The following is a 16,656-nucleotide window of genomic DNA, read 5'->3' as shown; positions in this document are numbered from 1 at the left end:
CAGCATCGCCACGTCTACGCCGCAGACATTCAACGTGGCCTCCCCACCGACAGAGCTAAACGGCTTCGGAGTTGAGTTCCGAGCCGAAGGCCCGGAACTCACGCACTGCACACCGGCCCATATCCACCAGATTTGACCCGGCTTCGCTGTTACGGGGCTTCAACCACTGGTTCGCTCTCGCTACACCTTCTGACCTTGCTGAACGGACCTGCACTGTCTGGCAGTTCCAGCACGTCCCGCTTTCGTCGGGGCCGCTTGCCACCCTCCCCGGCGTTCCCCGGATCAGGCTGCCCCCCCAGCTTCAATCAGGCCGCTACGACGACCCGACGAAGACGGTCTCCCACCGCCTCTCGATCAACACGGCGCCTCGTGGCGCACAGCTCCTGGGCGAAAAGAGCCGATGCGGCCTTGAGGATCTCGCAGGACCGGCGCAGCTCGGCGTTCTCCTTGCGCAGAACGGCCAGCTCCTCCTTCTCGGCGGTGGTCAGCCGGTCGTCGCGCTCGCCCCGGTCGGCCTCGTCCTGGCGGATCCAGTTGCGCAGGGCTTCGTGGTGCACACCCAGATCGCGGGCCATCTGCCGGATCACCGGCTTCGGATCGGCGGCCCGGTACGCGGCAACGGCTCGCTGCCGCAACTCGGACGGGTATTTCATCGGTGCAGCCATGACAGAGGCTCCCTTCTCACGACCTATCAGGCCATGTCCGGCAACCTTCCGCACCTCGGGGGAACCTCAGTGCGCGAGCGCGGCGAGACCGTCCGGCCGCGCCGCGACCAGCCGGCGGGCCACGTTGACGCGCAGCGGCGGCTCGTGGCGGTGCCGGTCGATCGCGAGCAGCAGGCGGACGGTCGGCCCGGCGGAGACGGCGGCGAGGTCGGCGAGCCGGTCGTGCAGCGGGGCGGGGAGGGCTCGTACGGGGTGGCGCTCCAGCAGCTCGAGCACCCGGGCCGGTTCGCGGCTGGCGGCGGCTGCCAGGCCGAGGGCGTGCCGTTCCCAGAACGCCTGCCGCAACCCGTACGGCAGGTCGGCGAGTCGGTGCTCGGCCTCGTCCAGCACGGCGGCCGGGTGGCGGCGCCCGAGCGAGGTGGAGAAGGTGATCGCGTGCGCCAGCCCCGGCAGTTCGGCGGCGACGACCTCGGCCGAGCAGACCGGCAGCAGCCGGGCCGCCTCGGCGGCGCCCCACCGCCGACGGACAACGGGCACCAACGGCCCGGCCACCGCCGTACGCCCGGCGCGCAGGACGGCACAGGCCAACTCGTCGCGGACCGCAATCGAGGCGGTGAGCATCGTGGACTCGAGGTCGTCGCCGGGAAACAGCAGCTCGCCGACCGCTCGGTGCGCGTAGCGACGCACCACCGGGTCGGGATCGTCGATCCGGTCGATCAGATGGCGCGCCTGCCGTCCGGCGAGGGCGGCCAGCGCGGCGAGCCGACGCTCGTACGGGCCACGGCCGTCCAACTCGGCGAGCAGGCCCAGCAGGTCGGAGGAGGCGAGGGCGGCGGCGGTGCGAGCCACCTCGCGCAGCCGGAGCGAATGGGGCAGTGGTTCGACGGCGGCGAGCAGCCGGTCGGCAATCAGTCGAGGCATCGGCGACGATTGTGCCCGGCGGATGCGGCAAGGGCACCCGAATATTCGCGGTGGTGCGTTTGCCGGCGGCACAACCCGGTTCGAGAAGGTCGCTCTTTGAGCCGCATGAGCCTGGGGACAACGGCCGTTCGGTCCGCGAGCCGTGGCTGGTGTTACGGAAGCTCGGCAACAAGCACCTGTTCGCTCGCACCTGCCCAAGTACCCTCAGGAGTACTTCAATCTGCGGCAGACTGACCATCGCTGGGTGGCGCCAGCTCAGCAAGGCCGGCCAGGACGGTCTCGTACTCGGCGGGACCGCGGCAGCCGAGGCTGCTGTACAGCCCGCGTATTTTGTACCAGGCTTCGATCCACTCGAAGATCGAGGTCCGTGCTACGGCGCGACTGGGCCAGGGGCGGTCGCCGAGCAGCTCCCGCTTGAGGGTGGTGAAGAAGGACTCGGCAAGTGCGTCGCGCGGGGCCGGGGGTGGCGGTGCGACGGCGACCGCGGCTTGTCTCACCTGTCGCGCACCGCGGTCTCGGTCAGGTCGAAGTTCTTGGCGACCTGACCGACCGAGCGGTCACCTCGCCGGCGCAGCTCGACGATCTCGGCTTTGAACTCCGGTGTGAACGAGCGGCGAGGGCGCGGCTTCTTCTTCCCCATACTCTCCATGCTGGACATCATCCTTATCGGGGTCGAAGCCCCTGATCAGGAGTGTCCGTCAAAGCGAATCAAGCCCAATGCCGACCTGTCCCTTCCCGCGGGTGAAAGGCCACCGCCAATACCCGCCGCCCCCAACGACGACTTCGGCAACGACTGCTTGAGCGCCGCGCTCTGGGCGGGATCAGGCCCGAGCGGTGCGGAACACCAGGGTCCTGGTGCCCCAGAAGCGCAGGGCGGTCGCGAGAGCCATGCCGATCACGCTGCCGGAGACCAGGTCGGCGGTGGGGCTGGTCAGGTCGAGCAGGTAGTGCGAGATGCCGAGGCAGCCGAGCTGGACCAGCGCGCCCACGAGGTTCACCGCGAGGAACATCGCGCTCTCCCGGCCGGTCTCGCCGGCCGGTCCGCCGTTCCGTCGTTCGCGGAACGTCCAGTACTTGTTCCCGACGAAGGCGACCGCGGTCGAGGCCGTGAGGGAGAGGATCTTGGCCAGGACCGGGCCGAGTGCATCGCGCAGCAGGATGAAGAGGACGACGTCGGTGGCGTAGCCGAGTCCGCCGATCACCCCGAACTTCAGCAGTTCCGGCAGCGCGGAGCGGAGTTGTTCACGGCTTGCCATGTCAGGCGGTACCCAGCACGGAGAACCCGTACAGGCCCGCCCAGATCGCGCCGAGCATGAGCAGCGGGCGGTCCTTCAGCGCCACGTTCTCCGGGGCTTCGGCGGCGCCGCGGTCGGCGAAGATCGCGTACCGCAGGATGGCGAAGACGAAGGGCAGGACGCTGATCTGGCGCAGCGCGACATCGGCGCCGACGGTGTGGTCCGAGGACCAGAGGCAGTAGCTGAGGACGGTCACCGCTGCAGAGGCCTGCCAGACGAAGCGGAGGTAGCTGTCGCTGTACTGGGCGAGGAGCTTGCGCGAGTTGGCGGCCTTGTCTCCCATGCTGACGAGCTCGGAGTAACGCTTGGCGGCGACCATGAAGAGCGCGGCGAACCCGGTGGTGATCAGGAACCACTGGGACAGCTGGATCCCGGCGGCGAGGCCGCCGATCATGGCGCGGATCAGGAAGCCGGAGGTCACGAAGGCGAGGTCGACCACCAGGATGTGCTTGAGGCCGGTGCAGTAGAGGAGCTGCATGACCAGGTAGCACCCCAGCGCGATGGCGGTGGGGGTGTTGCAGAGCAGCAGGGCGCCGGTGATGGCTCCGCCGGCGAGGAGCGCCGCACACAGGTAGGCGACCGGCAGGGGCACGACGCCGGAGGCGATCGGGCGGTGGCACTTGGTCGGGTGGGCACGGTCCGCCTCGACGTCCATGGCGTCGTTGAGGAAGTAGATCGCCGATGCCGCGGCGCAGAAGAGGACGAAGACGATGCCGACCTGGCGGAGCACCGCGGCGTGGGTGAGCATTCCGGCCGCGCCGGGGGCCGCGAGGACGAGTACGTTCTTGACCCACTGGCGCGGTCGGGCGTTGCGGATCAGGCCGCCGGGCAGTGCCTTGAGCCGGAACGGGTGGACGGCCGGTACGGGGTCGGGCTCGGATGCCGTGCGGACTATTTCCGCGAAGGCGGTGGCCGTAGCCGGTTCGGTTCTGGACTCCAGGGTGCTGGTCTCAGGCATCGGTCTTCTGTCCCTTGGTGATCCAGGACCGGCCGGCCGCCGCGACGGTGGCACCGAGCGCGGCACCCCCGACCACGTCGGACATGTAGTGGACGCCGACGACCAGGCGGGAGAAGCACATCGCGCCGGCCACCGGGGCTATGGTGCCGGCGGGCAGGAGCGGCGCGAAGGCCACGACCGCGGCGGCGGAGGAGGTGGCGTGGGAGCTCGGGAAGCTGTGCTTCCCGGCGGTCTTCACGAGCGGCTCCATGCCGGGGCCGTTCGGGCGGGGGCGGCGGACCACGCGCTTGATGACCATGCTGGCGGCGTGGGCACCCGCCACGGCGGCGGTGGCGCGCAGCCAGCTGCCGCGCCGGTCGGAGTCGACGACCGCGCCGGCGACACCGAGTGCGAGCCAGCCCGCGGCGTGCTCGCCGGTCCAGGACAGGGCCTTGCTGACGTCCACTGAACGCTTGTCGCCGAACCGCTCACGGACCGATCGGTGGACCTGGTCGTCCATCCGTTGCAACGCCGGGAGAATCTGGGCCATTCTGGATTGTCCTCTGAGAAAAGAAGCAGGGGCACGCTTCCTGATGCGGGGGACTCGGACGGCGCCTCGGCTCCACAGACCCGCTGGTCAGCCCGTGCGCCCCCCCTGGCGACAGGTGTGCGCGGTCAGCATACAGATAAATTTTGAACAACATTCAAGAGGCCCCTCTCGCACCTCTTGTTCCGCCCCCAGCGAAATCAAGCAAAGTCCGATCAGCGGGGGCGACTTTACTTCCCAGTGGGTCAGTAAAAGTCATTCGATTACCTCTGATACCGTCACCCAGATCACTGGCAGGTGCCGAACGCGGCTGAAGCATGGATGGGCTGAGATCACTCGTGGGCGTACTGGGGCTCTTGGCGGCTCTGACAGCGACAGCCGTCGGCACGGCGCACGTGATCGGAGCGCTGGGACCGTGGCGCGCCGCTGACGCCCTGTCCGGTTGGATCCTCGCGGGAGTGACCCAGCTGATCGCGCTGGCCCTGCTCATCGGCGTCCCGGTCCACGGCCTGAAGCCGGCCCCGCTGCTCGCCGCAGCCATCCTGACCGCCGCGGCCGAGGTGGCCGTGGTGCGAACCCGGCCCACGCTGCTCGCACGCCACCGCGAAACGGTGTCCGGGACCCTCCGGGGAATCCGCCGCTGTACGACCCTGTGGCGCAACCCGGCGACGGTCATCCTCGCACTGCTCGTGCTGGCGGCGTACGGCTGGCGAATAGCCATGGGAGCGTTCGTCCTGCCGACCGAATGGGACGGCATGTGGTACCACCTGGTCGGCCCCGCCCAATGGATCCAGGACGGACAGATCGGACACACCCCGGCCGCATTCTGGTCCGACGTCTACCCGCAGGGCCAGGAAGTCCTCGGAGCATGGGCCGGCGTCTTCACCCACACCCTGCGCTGGTCCTGGATCGCAAGCCTGCCGTTCACCCTGCTCGGCTTCACAGCCACCGTGGGCCTGGCCCAGCGCTTCGGCGCCCGCCGCGACCACGCGATCCTCGCCGCACTCGGCTTCCTGGCGATCCCCGCAGTCCTCGCCCAGACAGCCACCTCCTACGTCGACGTAGCCGCGGCGACCACCGCAGCAGCCGCGTTCCAGTTCGTCCTCGCCCTCCCGAACAACCGCGACACGGTCGACGGGCGCCAGCGTCACCTCTGGCTGGCCGGTGTCGCGCTGGCCCTCGGCACCAGCGTCAAGGCCTCCAACCTGCTGACAATGGCGTGCGTCGTCGCGGTGGGCATCGGCCAGGTGATCGTGGCGACCGCCGCGCTGCGCCGCGCGGGCGAGGGCCCTTCGACCGGGGTCCTGCGGTACGCGGCAGGCCGGCTGACCGTGTGGGGCGTGGCCTTGGTGGTGCCCTCGGTGCTGCTGTCGTCGTACTGGTACGTGCGGACCTGGATCGCGTGGGGCAACCCCTTCTACCCGTTCACGATGTTCGGGTTCACCGGCCGCGGGACCGTGCAGGACCTGATCATGGTCAACAACACCCCGTTGAAGATCAAAGCCGCTGGCGGGGTGCCGGCGCAGTTGTGGGAATCGTGGACGACGCCGGTCGCCAGCCCCTTCTCCTACGACCAGCGTCTGGGCGGCCTCGGCACCGGGTGGCTCTGGGTGTTGTTCCCGGCTGTGATCGCGGGCCTGGTCGTGTTCGTCTGCCGCCGCCAGTGGGCGCCGCTGCTGGGCCTGCTGCTGCCGATGGCCGTGATGGCCGGGGCCAGCCCGGGCCCGTGGTGGGCGCGCTACACGATCCACCTGACGATCCTCGGCGGTGTCTTCCTCGCGGTGTTCCTGACCTGGATCACCGGGACCAGGCAGCGGCCGGTGGGTGCGGCGGGATACGCCCGGTGGGCGGTCGCGGTGGCCATCGGGTTCGGCCTGGCGGGGACCAGTGCCGACTCGATGTGGAAGACAACCGAACCCGTCCACGTGTCGGCGACGGAGATCGCGCCGCACTACTACACGGTGAACGAGACGATCGACCTGATGCGCCACCGCCGCAAGCAGCAGGACCAGGTCTGGCCGTGGAACACGTTCGGCCGCGTACGGAGCCTGCCCGCCGGATCGGTCATCGCGATCACGGACCAGGGACCGGACATCCGGCTGCCGCTCATCGGCCTCAAGATGGAACGCAAGCTTGTCCAGGTCACGGCCACCGACGACCTCAACGCCCTCCACACCGACCTGCGCCGCAGCGGTGCACAGTACCTCGCGCTCGATCCGTCCAACTGGCGGGACGGCGAGATCGCCAAGACGGTCAACACGGACCCCGCCCGGTTCCACCTGATCAGCGGGAACGACCCGGTCCGCGTCTACGCCGTCAACGGCTAAATATGCACCCGCCGTAGCCTGGTTGGGATCTTGCGCTTGAGCCGTTCGTAGGACGTCTGGCCGCCGAGAGCACCGCGCGGGCGGTGGTAGCCGCCGCAGTCCCCCCGCTCTCGGAGCTTGTCGCGCCATTCCCCTCGTAGCGCGGAGTCGTAATCAGAGGCGACGCTGCTGTTGTTGACGCTCCCCGGAATCGGCTCTACCCGCGCTTCCGTGAAACACCGGCTGTGGCCGCTTCTAGCGCCGCACTTCAGCGTGGGCTCCTGCTTCGAGGAGTTCACGCACGGCAGCTTCAGCCATCTCGCGCGGTACATCTTCGAGGATGGTGGCCGGCAAGCGGCTGATGAGGGACTTGCCGTGCCATAGGCTCAGCCCGGTCCTCCGGTGAAGCAGCTTCACGACCTCGATGGGATGGGGCCCGGGGTCGGTCAGAACCACCGCATTTGGCACCTCATCGCAGATCAGCCAGACGTACTCGTCCGCCATCATGACTCCTCGGGCTGCGGGCCGGACAGCAGCATAGAACCGCGCGTGTGGTGATGGGGCGGCTCGGGTCGAGGTCCGGTAGTCGTGCTCCTTGAGCCCGGCGGACCGCGTCGCAACCGCCGCGAACTACGCCGCCCGGCCGTGGAAGCAGCGCGCCGTCTCCACGGCACCCGGACAGACCAGGACCCGCCCGTCCGCGCCCGGTCTGGCGTCGTCCAGCGCGGGCGGCACAATGCTCAGTGCCGCGATCGCCCCCGGGGCCCGCAGGCCGGCTGAGAAACCGGCCGCCCTGTCGGCGTGGTCACTTCCCGCTCTCGGGCCGGCCGACCGTCACCGTGTAGAGGCCGCGCCCAGGCCGCTGCGCGTGACCGTCCCTGGCCAGGCGCTCCAGCCTGGTGCGGAGCGCGTTGATGTTCCCCTCGAAAGCGTCCAGCCCAGTACCTCGCGGGCGCGCAGCGCTTCCCCGCCTTCGACAGACCTCCAAGACGCTGTCGGCGTCCGTCACCTGCCCGGAAGCCGTGCACGAGGCTCGCGGGCAGGGACGCAGGGACCATGGGCGTTCGTGTGTGACGCTCCTGAGGGGTTCTGGCCGGCCTCGGGATTCGGCCCAGCCCGGCTGCCCCACCCCGACCGGGCGGCACCGGACGGCTTCCGCGTTCGGACTTGGGGCGAACGCACAGGTCAGACCACGTGGTGAGCGGCCGTCAGGGCAGAACTCGTGCCCTACAACCCTTTCTTCCCCTCCCTGCCCCTGGCGTTGTGGTGGCCGTTGGGCGGGGCGGGCGCCTCGGTTTGCTGCGACCGACCGCGGCGGGCCTTTCTTCCTGTCTGGCTGGTGCCGGCGGCGTGCAGGGGGAGTAGAGAAACGGGCGCGGGTGGGACCGGATGGTCGTCCGGTCCCACCCGCGCCATGCCTGGCCGTTGTCAGATGTGGTGCGCCCGTAGTGGGGTGGCCTGTGCGGGCGCACTGTGCTGTCGCGGCCTGGTCAGTTGGTGTGGCGGGTTGGGGTCAGCCGGTGATGGCGAAGGTCCAGCCGGGCATGGTTTCCCAGGTGAGCCACTGGTTGTTCTGGTAGGTGGCGCGGGACATGGTGCCGTTGGTGCCGGTGGCGAAGAGTTCGAGGGTGTTGGTGTAGGCGTTGTAGGTGGCGGAGGGGGTGCCGGAGAACTTCCAGTCGTTGATGGTGCTCCAGTCGGCCCAGGTCTTGGTCTTGTTGTCCCAGTAGTTGTGGCCGAGTTCGCCGGTGTTGCGGACGGCGAAGAGTTCGACGGCGTTTGCGGCGGGGTTGTAGACGGCGGTGGGGGTGCCGTTGAACTGCCAGCCGCCCATGGTGGTGATGTCGGACCAGCGGGCGCCGTTGAGGCTGTAGCTGTGGGCCATCGTGTTGTTGGTGGTGGTGATGAAGACCTCGGCGCTGTTGTTGGCCGGGTTCACGACGGCGGTGGGGCTGCCGGTCACGGCCTGGCCGCCGATGGTGCCCCAGTCGCTCCAGGTCTTGGCCTTGCTGTCCCAGTAGAGGTGGCCGAGTTCGTTGCGGCTGCTGGTGGCGAAGAGTTCGACGGCGTCGGTGGCGGGGTTGTAGAGGGTGGTGGGGGTGCCGGTGAACTGCCAGTTGCCCAGGCCCCGGACGTCGTCCCAGCGGGCGCCGCCAGTGCTGTAGGAGTGGGTCATGTAGCCGTTCGTGTCCAGGGTGAACACCTCGGCGGTCTGGCTCGAGGGGTTGAACACGGCGACCGGGTTGGCCTTGAGCTTGAGGGCGCTGGGGACGACGCTCCAGCCGACCCACTTCCTGGTGCCCGGGTCCCAGTAGTTGTGGCCGAGCTCGCCGGTCTTGCCGATGGCGAACAGCTCGAGAGCCTTGGTGGCGGGGTTGTAGATAGTTGCGGGGATGCCGCTGAACTGCCAGTCCCCCAGCGCTGTCCAGCCGGTCCAGCCCTTGCCCTCGGTGTTGGAGGCGTGGGCGAGGACGCCGTCGGTGCCCAGAGCGAAGATCTCGGCGGTCTTGGTATCCGGGTTGTACACGGAGTTGACGACCGCGGAGGAGTAGTCGACCGCCTTGGACCACGTGGAGACGGTCTGCTGGACCCAGCCGGCGAGGTCGTCGACGCGGCTGGAGGAGGCGCCGGTACGGGTCTCGGTCTCGCCGAGGCAGCCGCCCTGCCAGGAACGGGAGGCCACCGCGACGAGCTCGGCCTTGCCGTTCTTCTCCCGGATCGCGGGGGCGCCGGTGTCGCCCTTGCAGATCGCCGCACCGCCGGTGCCGGTGGTACCGACAGCGGTCGCGGCGACTGTGTCGAGAGTGAAGGCCCCCGAGTGGAGCTTGTTCGACACCCACTCGTCCTTGGTACGCCCGTACCCGGGAACGCGCAGGTTCTCGCCGGCGGTCGGTGCGGTGGTCGCGACGGGAAGTGTCGCGATGCCGGTGACGGGGGTGGCGAGGCGGGCCATGACGAGGTCGCGGTCCTGGCGCGGCACCAGCTCCGCGATCTCGGTGGTCGTCCCGGCGTTCGTGGTGAGGTCGGTGCGGCCGATGGTGGCGGTGGTCTTCCACTTCGGCGCGCCCGCGGCCAGGGCCTGCGGCTGGGCGGGGTCGTCGGCGAAGCAGGAGGCGGCGGTGAGCACCCAGTACCGGTCGACCAGCGCGCCGGTGCAGGCGCGCACGTTGTCGCCGATCGCCAGGCGGGCGGTGTAGGCGTACGTGCCACCTGCGGCAGGGTCGCCGGGAACGGCGCCGGCCGGGCTGGCGGAGAGCGTGGTGAGCACGCCGGCCGTGACGGCGGTGGTGAGAAGCGCGGCCCTCCAGGAGGTACGCGTGGTGATGCCAGACAAGAGAGTTCAGTCCTTGGGGTACGGGGAGCGGTTTGCGGGCTGGCGGTGGTGGTCAGCCGGTGACGCGGAGTTGGACCATGGTGGTCGTTGCCTGGCTGAGGCCTTCGCCCAGGCCCTTGAAGCCGTTCTTGGGCACGTCCAGGCTCTGGCTGGTGTCGGCGGCGGTGAGGTCGACACGTAGGGACCGGTCGGAGGTCTGCACCGCGAAAACGTCCGGCAGTTGCAGCGTGAGGAAACCCGTCGGGCTGGTGGCGGTGAGGCAGAGTTTGTTGTCGGTGTTGCCCGGGGCACGGGTCCAGAGCTGGATCTGTGAGGGCTTGGCGGCGCAGTCGGTCAGCATGACGCTGCCGTCGCCGCGCAGCAGCTTGACCTTGCTGATGCCGGAGGCGCCCGGATAGCCGAAGTTCTCGACCGCCGGTGGTGCTATGGGGGTTTCGGCGGCCTGGGGAGGGGGCGACGGGGTGCCTGCGGTGGCGAGCGCGGAACCGAAGGCGGCGGCGGTCGCGGCCGCGACGACGGCGGTCGGCCAGCGCAGGATCCGTTCACGGTCCGCCCGTCGTGCGGTGCGGGGGCGGTGGCGAAGCGGGGGGCGCTGCGATGGGTCGGTAGGCATGGACAACATCCTGGTCAGCCGGTGACGCGCAGTTCGAGCAGCGTGGTCGGCACATGGTTGCTGCTGCTGCCCATGCCGATGCTCGCACTGGCGTTCTTGGCGATGTCGACGGTGCGTGACTGGCCGTCGGCCGTCACCCGGGCAGTGACCGGGTGCTGTTCGGCCGTGATGATGATGACGTTGGGGACCTCCACGACGAGGTAGCCGGTGGAGGCCGTGGCACGGAAGCAGATCTCGTTGCCCTTGTCGTTGGGCAGGTCCAAGCTGTACACGCGGATCTGTCCGTCGGTGTTGCAGTTGGCCATCACGATGTGGCCGTCCCCCCGCAGCAGGTTGACGTTGGGGAACGGCGAAGCACCGGGGTAGGCGAAGTCCTCGACGGCCGGCGGCGCCGAGGAGTTGTCGGCGGGCGCGGTGCCCGCGACCGCAAACGTCGATACCGCAAGCGTGGCGCTCGCGGTGACGGCGCCAACGGCCAGCCACCTGGTTATACGAAGGTGCACAGGTATTCCTCTCCATGGGCCGACCGAGGGCTTTCCTTCCACCTCAACGATCGGCGGGTTCCTTCTGGCAGTGCCTGACTAATGCCTCGCCGCTTGTTCGTCAAGGAAGGAGTTGAAGCCTAGGCAGGTGGGGGCAATGCGAAGGCAAATAATAGGCCATCAAGTCCCTCGCTTCTGCTTCCTGACGGCTGGCAGTAGCCATCCGGGCTCGCCGAGAGCGTAGATTTATGGCCCTAAAGGGCAATGTGAGATAAATGTCTGATTTGATAGCCTTTCGGCTAACGTGCGCCAGTCGGATCTTCCTCCTTTTCTGATGTGAAGTCAGATTCTCTAGCAAGGATCGGTTTGCCGACATCGACTGCGGCCGGGATACGCTCCGCTGCGTCAGATATCAGCTTCTCGATCGCAGTGGAGTTTCCCATGCAGGGTTTTAACGTTGGTTCACGTGGAGGGGGGAGGCGCGGGAAATCCGCGCTACGCACGCTAGGCGTTCGGCTGCTTCCGTTGACCCTCATGACCGGGCTGCTCGGCAGCGGTTTGCCGGCCTTCGCGGCCGATCAACCCGCCTGGCCGGCGAGCCAGGAAAGCGACCGCTCCCGTGCGGTGGCTGCCTGGCTCTCCGGGGGTCCGAGTGTCCAGAAGCTCGCCGAAGCGGCACTGGTCGGCTCGGACCAGGACGTGCGGCGTTTCCTGGACGGTCAGCTGGCGGATGCCCGCCACGCCGACCAACTACTGGACGTCGCGCAGATCTTCGACATCGGCGGTCCGAAGGTCCGTGAGACCGCGGGCAAGGCGATCGCGGGCAGCCCCGCGGAGCTGAACGCCTATCTGGTGAGCGGCTGGCAGCCGGCGCTGGAGACCGACCAGCGGGTCTGGACCGCCCGGGTCATCGACGGTGCGGGCCCGGGGGTCAAGGCCGCAGGCGTGGCCGCCCTCAAGGGCACAATCGACGACGTCAAGAACTTTCTGACCGAGGGGCAGTACCAGGCACGCGAGGCCGATGACCGCGTCAAGCTGGTTCAGATCCTCAGCGCCGGAGGCTCCAACACCCAGGCCGCCGCCCGCGCCGCCCTGAACGGGTCCATCGAGGACGTTCGCGAGTTCCTGGCGGTCGGGCAGTACGTCGCACAGAACCGCGACCAGGAACGTGCGGGCATCAGCCAGCTCGCGCAGCAGGCCCGCGCGGCCAGCGACCAGGCGGTGCTCGAGACCAAGGACGCGGTCGAGGCCTCGGCCAAGGCCGTGGCCAGCTCCCAGCAAGCCATGGGCGACGCGGCCCGGGCGGCCGCCGAGACGCAGGCCGCAGGCAACGACACCGTCAAGGCCGGCGTCGCCGCCGACAAGGCGGCCTCCGCCGCCGAGCGGGCCGGCAACGCCGCGCAGACGGCCATCACCGCCGCCCGCGCGGCCAACGGCTCCGCCCGCACCGCCGCCTACGCGGCCTCACAGGCCGCCGCCGCCGCTGGCGCCGCCTCGCAGGCAGCCTCCCGCGCCCGCAGCGCTGCCGCCGCGGCGGCCGGCGACGCGAGCAAGACCGCTGTGGCCCGCAAGGCCGCCGAGGACGCCGACGCGGCCGCCAAGATCGCCGAGGACTCCCAGAAGGCACTGGAGCAGGCTCAGAAGGCCGCAGGCGAGAGCAAGACCGCGTCCGGTTCCGCTCTCAGCGCCCGTGGCAACGCCGACGCTGCCGCAGGCTCGGCCGAGCAGGCCGGCGCCGCTGCCGCCCGCGCGGGAGCGCAGTCCGACAAGGCCAAACGCGCCGCCGAGGCCACCCGTCGCCAGGCCGCCGAGGCCGGCCGCGCCAACGAGGCCTCCCAGGCCCTGGCCGGTGAAGCAGCCCAGGCCGCCGCCGACGCCAAGACGCTCCTCGCCTCCGCCGCATCCCACGCCCACGCCGCCGCCCAGGCGGCGCGGGACGCCGCCGACCACGCGGGCCAGAGCTCCTCCGCCGCGCAGGACTCCACCAACCACGCGGACGCCGCCTCAGGTTTCGCGAAGGAGGCCAGGGACGCGGTCGACAAGGCCAACGGGATCCAGGACCTGGCCCGGCGCACCGAGGTCGAGGACCTCAAGAGCCGCACCGCCGCCGCGATCGAGGTAGCCAAGACCGAGAAGGCCACCGAGGCCGACAAACAGACCGAGATCGAACAGGCACGCCAAGAGGTCCAGAAGTCCAAGGCCGAGGCCGACCGCCTCGCCCAGGCCGCCGCCCAGCCCGGCACCGCCCCTGAACAGGTCACCACCGACGGCCGCAAGCTCGCCCTGATCTCCCGCAAGATCTCCGGCCCCTGGGGCGCCGCCGCCGCCGAGGAAGCCCTCTCCGGTCCGGACGCCGCCGTCCTCGCCTACGTCAGGACCGGCCGCGCCAAGGCCGCCGAGCAGGACGACCGCGAACAGGCCACACACCTGTACGAAAACTCCGAGAACCCTGCCGTCCGCTCCGCCGCCCTCAACGCCCTCAACGCCGCCGGCACCGCGGCCACCGAGTTCGTCAACACCGGGCAGTACCAGGCCGCGGCCCCCGACAACCGCCTCCAGATCGCCCGTGTCACCGACCAGGCAGGCCCCGCCGTCAAAGCCGCCGGCCTCGCCGCACTGAAGACCAACACCCCCGAGGCACTCCAAGCCTTCCTCGACAAGGGACTCACCGACGCCCAGAGCGCCGACGACCGCCTTGCCACCGCCCGACTCATCGACAGCACCGGCGACGAACGAAAGGCCGCCGCCCGCATCGCCCTCGAAGGAACGGCAGTCAAGCTGCGTGCCTTCGTGGCCGAGGGTCAGTACGGCGCCCAGCGCAAGGACCAGCTGGCGGCCGTTCACATCGCCGACGTCACCGGTCTGATCGCCCAGGCCTCCGCAGACTCGGCCCGCGCCCAGCAGACCGCCGCCGAGGCCCAGCGCGCCGCCGCCATCGCACGCGGCGCCGCCGCGGAGGCCGGCGGCTACGCCAACACCGCCCAGCAGGCGGCCAACACGGCAGCGGACTACGTCACCACGGCCCAGGCTGCAGCCGACCGCGCCCAGTCCGACGCCGCCAAGGCCGCCCAGTCCGCCAAGACCGCCAAGACCGCGGAGGAAACGGCCCGCCGGAGCGCGGCAGAGGCCATGTACTCAGCCAAGCAGGCCAAACAGTCGGCGGACCTGGCACAGTGGAATGCCGACGACGCTTACAGCTCCGCAGCTGACGCAAGGGCGTCGGCAGTGGCCGCCGGAAAGGACGCGACCGCTGCCCAGGCGGCAGCCGATGACGCGTTCAACGTCCACCAGGCCAAGTATGAAGCCGAGCAGAAGGCTGCCCGCGACGCCGTCGAGAAGGCGCGAAAGGAAGCCGAGCAGGCGCAGAAGGAAAAGGACGAGGCGACCGCGAAGGCCAAGCAGGACGCGATCGCCGGGATCGAAGAGGAGATCAAGAAGCAGAAGGAGAAGAACGACGACGTTAACTCCCTCTACCACATCATCTCCGAAGGCATCCACTTCACCCTCGACGTCATCGGCGGCGTCGGCGGCGTCTTCGCGCCCGGCCTCGCCGACATCGCCGACCTGATCAACTGCGCCTACTACGGGATCGAGGGCAAGGTCGCCAAGGCGACCGAGTCCTGCATCGGAGCCATCCCCATCGTGGGCGACGCCGCAGCGATCGCCAAATTCGTTCAATGGACGAAGAAGTTCGGGTCCTGGGGCAAGAAAGCGGCCGAGTTCATCGAGAAGGTGGTCGCGCGAGCTCCGAAATCATGTCCCATCCCTCCTCTGAACAGCTTTCCCGCAGGCACTCAGGTACTCATGGGGGACCGCACCAGTCGCCCGATTGAAACACTCAGTGTCGGGGACATGGTCCTCGCCTCCGACCCGCAGACCGCATCGACGGAGCCCCGACGGGTCCAGGCCACCATCTACACCCCGGACGACCTCGATTTCACAGACATCAGTCTGACCGCAGGTGGCTCCCTCACCAGCACAGACCACCACCCCTTCTGGTCGGAAAACCGCCAAACCTGGGTTGACGCCAGCGACCTGAAGACCGGGGACACACTTCGTGACCCCTCCGGCCAGTCTCAGCAAATCGGCCTCATACGCCACCGCAGTATTCTTCAACCCGCTTACAACCTGACAGTCGAAGACCTCCACACGTACTATGTAATGGCCGGCGCGACGCCGGTGCTCGTCCACAACTCGAAGCCGCTTTGCGATAATTGGGACGTACCCGGCGTAAAGGAGCTCGACGCGACATGGGAACGATTGGGTGCGCCTACGCGAACGGCTTTTGGCAAGGTGGCATGGGGTGGGAATTCCCTCGAAAATGCGGCAATTCTTGAGACGCCGGAGCAGGTATGGACAATGGCCGAACTCGGGCTGACCAAGGCAGACGCCATGAAATGGAGGAACTTCTATCAGAATATAGCTGACAAGTCGGCAGAAAAATGGGCAGGCGACCCATTGAAGGCCAACCCAAGCGCCCGATCCAGGGCACACCTGTTCCAGTACTACATGGATCATCTCGAAGGGTAAAAATGCGTTTCGTAATCCACGCAGACCGACCAATTGTGGTGGCTTTTGAGCCGACTGCGGATGAAACCACCATGTGGCCCGGCACGCCAATCATCGTGGAGTGGCCAGAGGGAGGAGACGACGGGATGGTTGCCCTGGAGGACGGAAAATTTGTGATCTCCGCGCCGCGCGGTGGGTACACTCGGGCATGGCATGAGGGCGGCGCGGAGATCTACGTAGGTCCCGAATCGGGGCCGGATGCTCAATGACCTAAATATTGGATGATCTCAGTGCGGTTGCCTCCGGCATGGAAGCGATTCTTTCGCTGGCATTCGGTTAGAGGTGACCTTCGGGTGAGGGATCGAGCATTTCACCTAGAGCGAAGGGCCCTGCGGTATTTCCGCAGGGCCCTTCGATGCGTGTTAGCTGACTTATCGCCATTACTGGACTTTAAAGCGTGATGCCGGGTCTGGTTGTGATCAACCGTCCATGATCAGGCCCGCACTCGTAAGGCAGCCATCGATCAGATGGGGGCGGTACTGGATTTTCTTGAGGCATCGCTTGACGGACTTGGCCAGGTGGTCGACGTTGACGACGGCGAGGTTGCCGATCCCTCGTTTCATCAGCGCCCAGGTCCCTTTCTGCGGGTTGAGATCCGGTGCGCACGAAGGGAGTTGGAAAACCGTGAGCCAATCACTGCTCGCGGCGATGAACTCCTTCATCGGTGGCATCAGATGGACGGAGAGGTTGTCCCAGACCAGCACGATCGGGCCTCCGAGCTGGGTGCGGGCCCGGACGATCAGGTCTCGGTAGTCCTGCCAGCTGAACGCCTTCGGCTCACCCTTCCGACCCCGATGGACGCGGAACTTGTAGATCGGCCAGAAGCGTTCGCCCTTCTCATAGCAGGCCATCCCGGCTATGGAGACACACCCGGATCCCCCGGCCTCGGACGCTTGGGTTCTAACGGTCGTCGCAACACCCCAGCTCAAGGTGTGCGATGGACTTCAAGATCCGTAGGGACCGGAAGCCGCAGGGGCCCAGGAAGCT

General features: G+C 68.5%; 13 protein-coding genes and 1 pseudogene. 2 read left to right on the top strand and 12 right to left on the bottom strand.

Translation table 11 applies throughout. The annotated features are described in order from the left end of the window. Positions 1-305: 305 nt before the first annotated feature. The 7 genes from ABT015_RS37165 to ABT015_RS37135 all read right to left on the bottom strand — a co-directional run bounded on the left by ABT015_RS37165 (position 306) and on the right by ABT015_RS37135 (position 4,368). Positions 306-665: a transposase gene (locus ABT015_RS37165; RefSeq protein WP_350887552.1), complete on the bottom strand. Its 360-nt coding sequence runs from the start codon at positions 663-665 to the stop codon at positions 306-308. A 66-nt stretch (positions 666-731) separates the two neighbouring features. After that, entirely contained in the window at positions 732-1,586 is an 855-nt protein-coding gene (locus ABT015_RS37160) for a hypothetical protein (RefSeq protein WP_350887550.1), read from the bottom strand. Between the two features lie 215 nt (positions 1,587-1,801). Next, entirely contained in the window at positions 1,802-2,083 is a 282-nt protein-coding gene (locus ABT015_RS37155; RefSeq protein WP_350887547.1) for an IS3 family transposase, read from the bottom strand. Further along, positions 2,080-2,235 carry a transposase gene (locus ABT015_RS37150; protein WP_350887544.1) on the bottom strand — a complete coding sequence of 52 codons (156 nt, stop codon included), beginning with the start codon at positions 2,233-2,235 and terminating at the stop codon, positions 2,080-2,082. The genes ABT015_RS37155 and ABT015_RS37150 overlap by 4 nt, the downstream gene beginning before the upstream one ends. Positions 2,236-2,407: 172 nt before the next feature. Continuing rightward, positions 2,408-2,842, bottom strand: coding sequence for a GtrA family protein (locus tag ABT015_RS37145; protein WP_350887542.1), 435 nt, complete (start codon positions 2,840-2,842; stop codon positions 2,408-2,410). A gap of 1 nt (position 2,843) precedes the next feature. After that, positions 2,844-3,839, bottom strand: a complete 996-nt coding sequence (locus ABT015_RS37140; RefSeq protein ID WP_350887540.1) for a decaprenyl-phosphate phosphoribosyltransferase — start codon at positions 3,837-3,839, stop codon at positions 2,844-2,846. After that, positions 3,832-4,368: a phosphatase PAP2 family protein gene (locus tag ABT015_RS37135; protein WP_350887538.1), complete on the bottom strand. Its 537-nt coding sequence runs from the start codon at positions 4,366-4,368 to the stop codon at positions 3,832-3,834. Before ABT015_RS37135 ends, ABT015_RS37140 begins: the two co-directional genes overlap by 8 nt. Before the next feature lie 455 nt (positions 4,369-4,823). Between ABT015_RS37135 and ABT015_RS37130 the strand changes: the two genes are divergently transcribed. Then, the gene (locus ABT015_RS37130) at positions 4,824-6,692 is read left to right on the top strand and encodes a hypothetical protein (protein WP_350887536.1); all 1,869 of its coding nucleotides are present in this window, start codon (positions 4,824-4,826) and stop codon (positions 6,690-6,692) included. 234 nt (positions 6,693-6,926) lie between these two features. Here the strand turns inward: ABT015_RS37130 and ABT015_RS37125 are convergent, their stop codons facing one another. The 4 genes from ABT015_RS37125 to ABT015_RS37110 all read right to left on the bottom strand — a co-directional run bounded on the left by ABT015_RS37125 (position 6,927) and on the right by ABT015_RS37110 (position 11,121). Beyond that, positions 6,927-7,175, bottom strand: coding sequence for a ribosomal protein L7/L12 (locus ABT015_RS37125; protein ID WP_350887533.1), 249 nt, complete (start codon positions 7,173-7,175; stop codon positions 6,927-6,929). A gap of 1,009 nt (positions 7,176-8,184) precedes the next feature. Beyond that, entirely contained in the window at positions 8,185-10,005 is a 1,821-nt protein-coding gene (locus ABT015_RS37120; RefSeq protein ID WP_350887531.1) for a DUF8189 domain-containing protein, read from the bottom strand. A gap of 52 nt (positions 10,006-10,057) precedes the next feature. Beyond that, the gene (locus ABT015_RS37115) at positions 10,058-10,618 is read right to left on the bottom strand and encodes a hypothetical protein (protein ID WP_350887528.1); all 561 of its coding nucleotides are present in this window, start codon (positions 10,616-10,618) and stop codon (positions 10,058-10,060) included. Positions 10,619-10,632: 14 nt separating this feature from the next. Then, entirely contained in the window at positions 10,633-11,121 is a 489-nt protein-coding gene (locus tag ABT015_RS37110) for a hypothetical protein (protein WP_350887526.1), read from the bottom strand. A 513-nt stretch (positions 11,122-11,634) separates the two neighbouring features. On the opposite strand from ABT015_RS37110, the gene ABT015_RS37105 reads away from it, so the two are divergent. Then, positions 11,635-15,630 (top strand): polymorphic toxin-type HINT domain-containing protein, encoded by a 3,996-nt coding sequence (locus ABT015_RS37105; protein ID WP_350887523.1) that lies wholly within the window; start codon positions 11,635-11,637, stop codon positions 15,628-15,630. A gap of 458 nt (positions 15,631-16,088) precedes the next feature. Here the strand turns inward: ABT015_RS37105 and ABT015_RS37100 are convergent. Next, a pseudogene (locus tag ABT015_RS37100) lies at positions 16,089-16,550 on the bottom strand (transposase); the annotation flags it as partial. Positions 16,551-16,656 lie beyond the last annotated feature (106 nt).

This window comes from Kitasatospora sp. NPDC094016, from assembly GCF_040304045.1.
Lineage (GTDB): Bacteria > Actinomycetota > Actinomycetes > Streptomycetales > Streptomycetaceae > Kitasatospora.
This window is presented reverse-complemented; position numbering and strand designations above follow the sequence as displayed.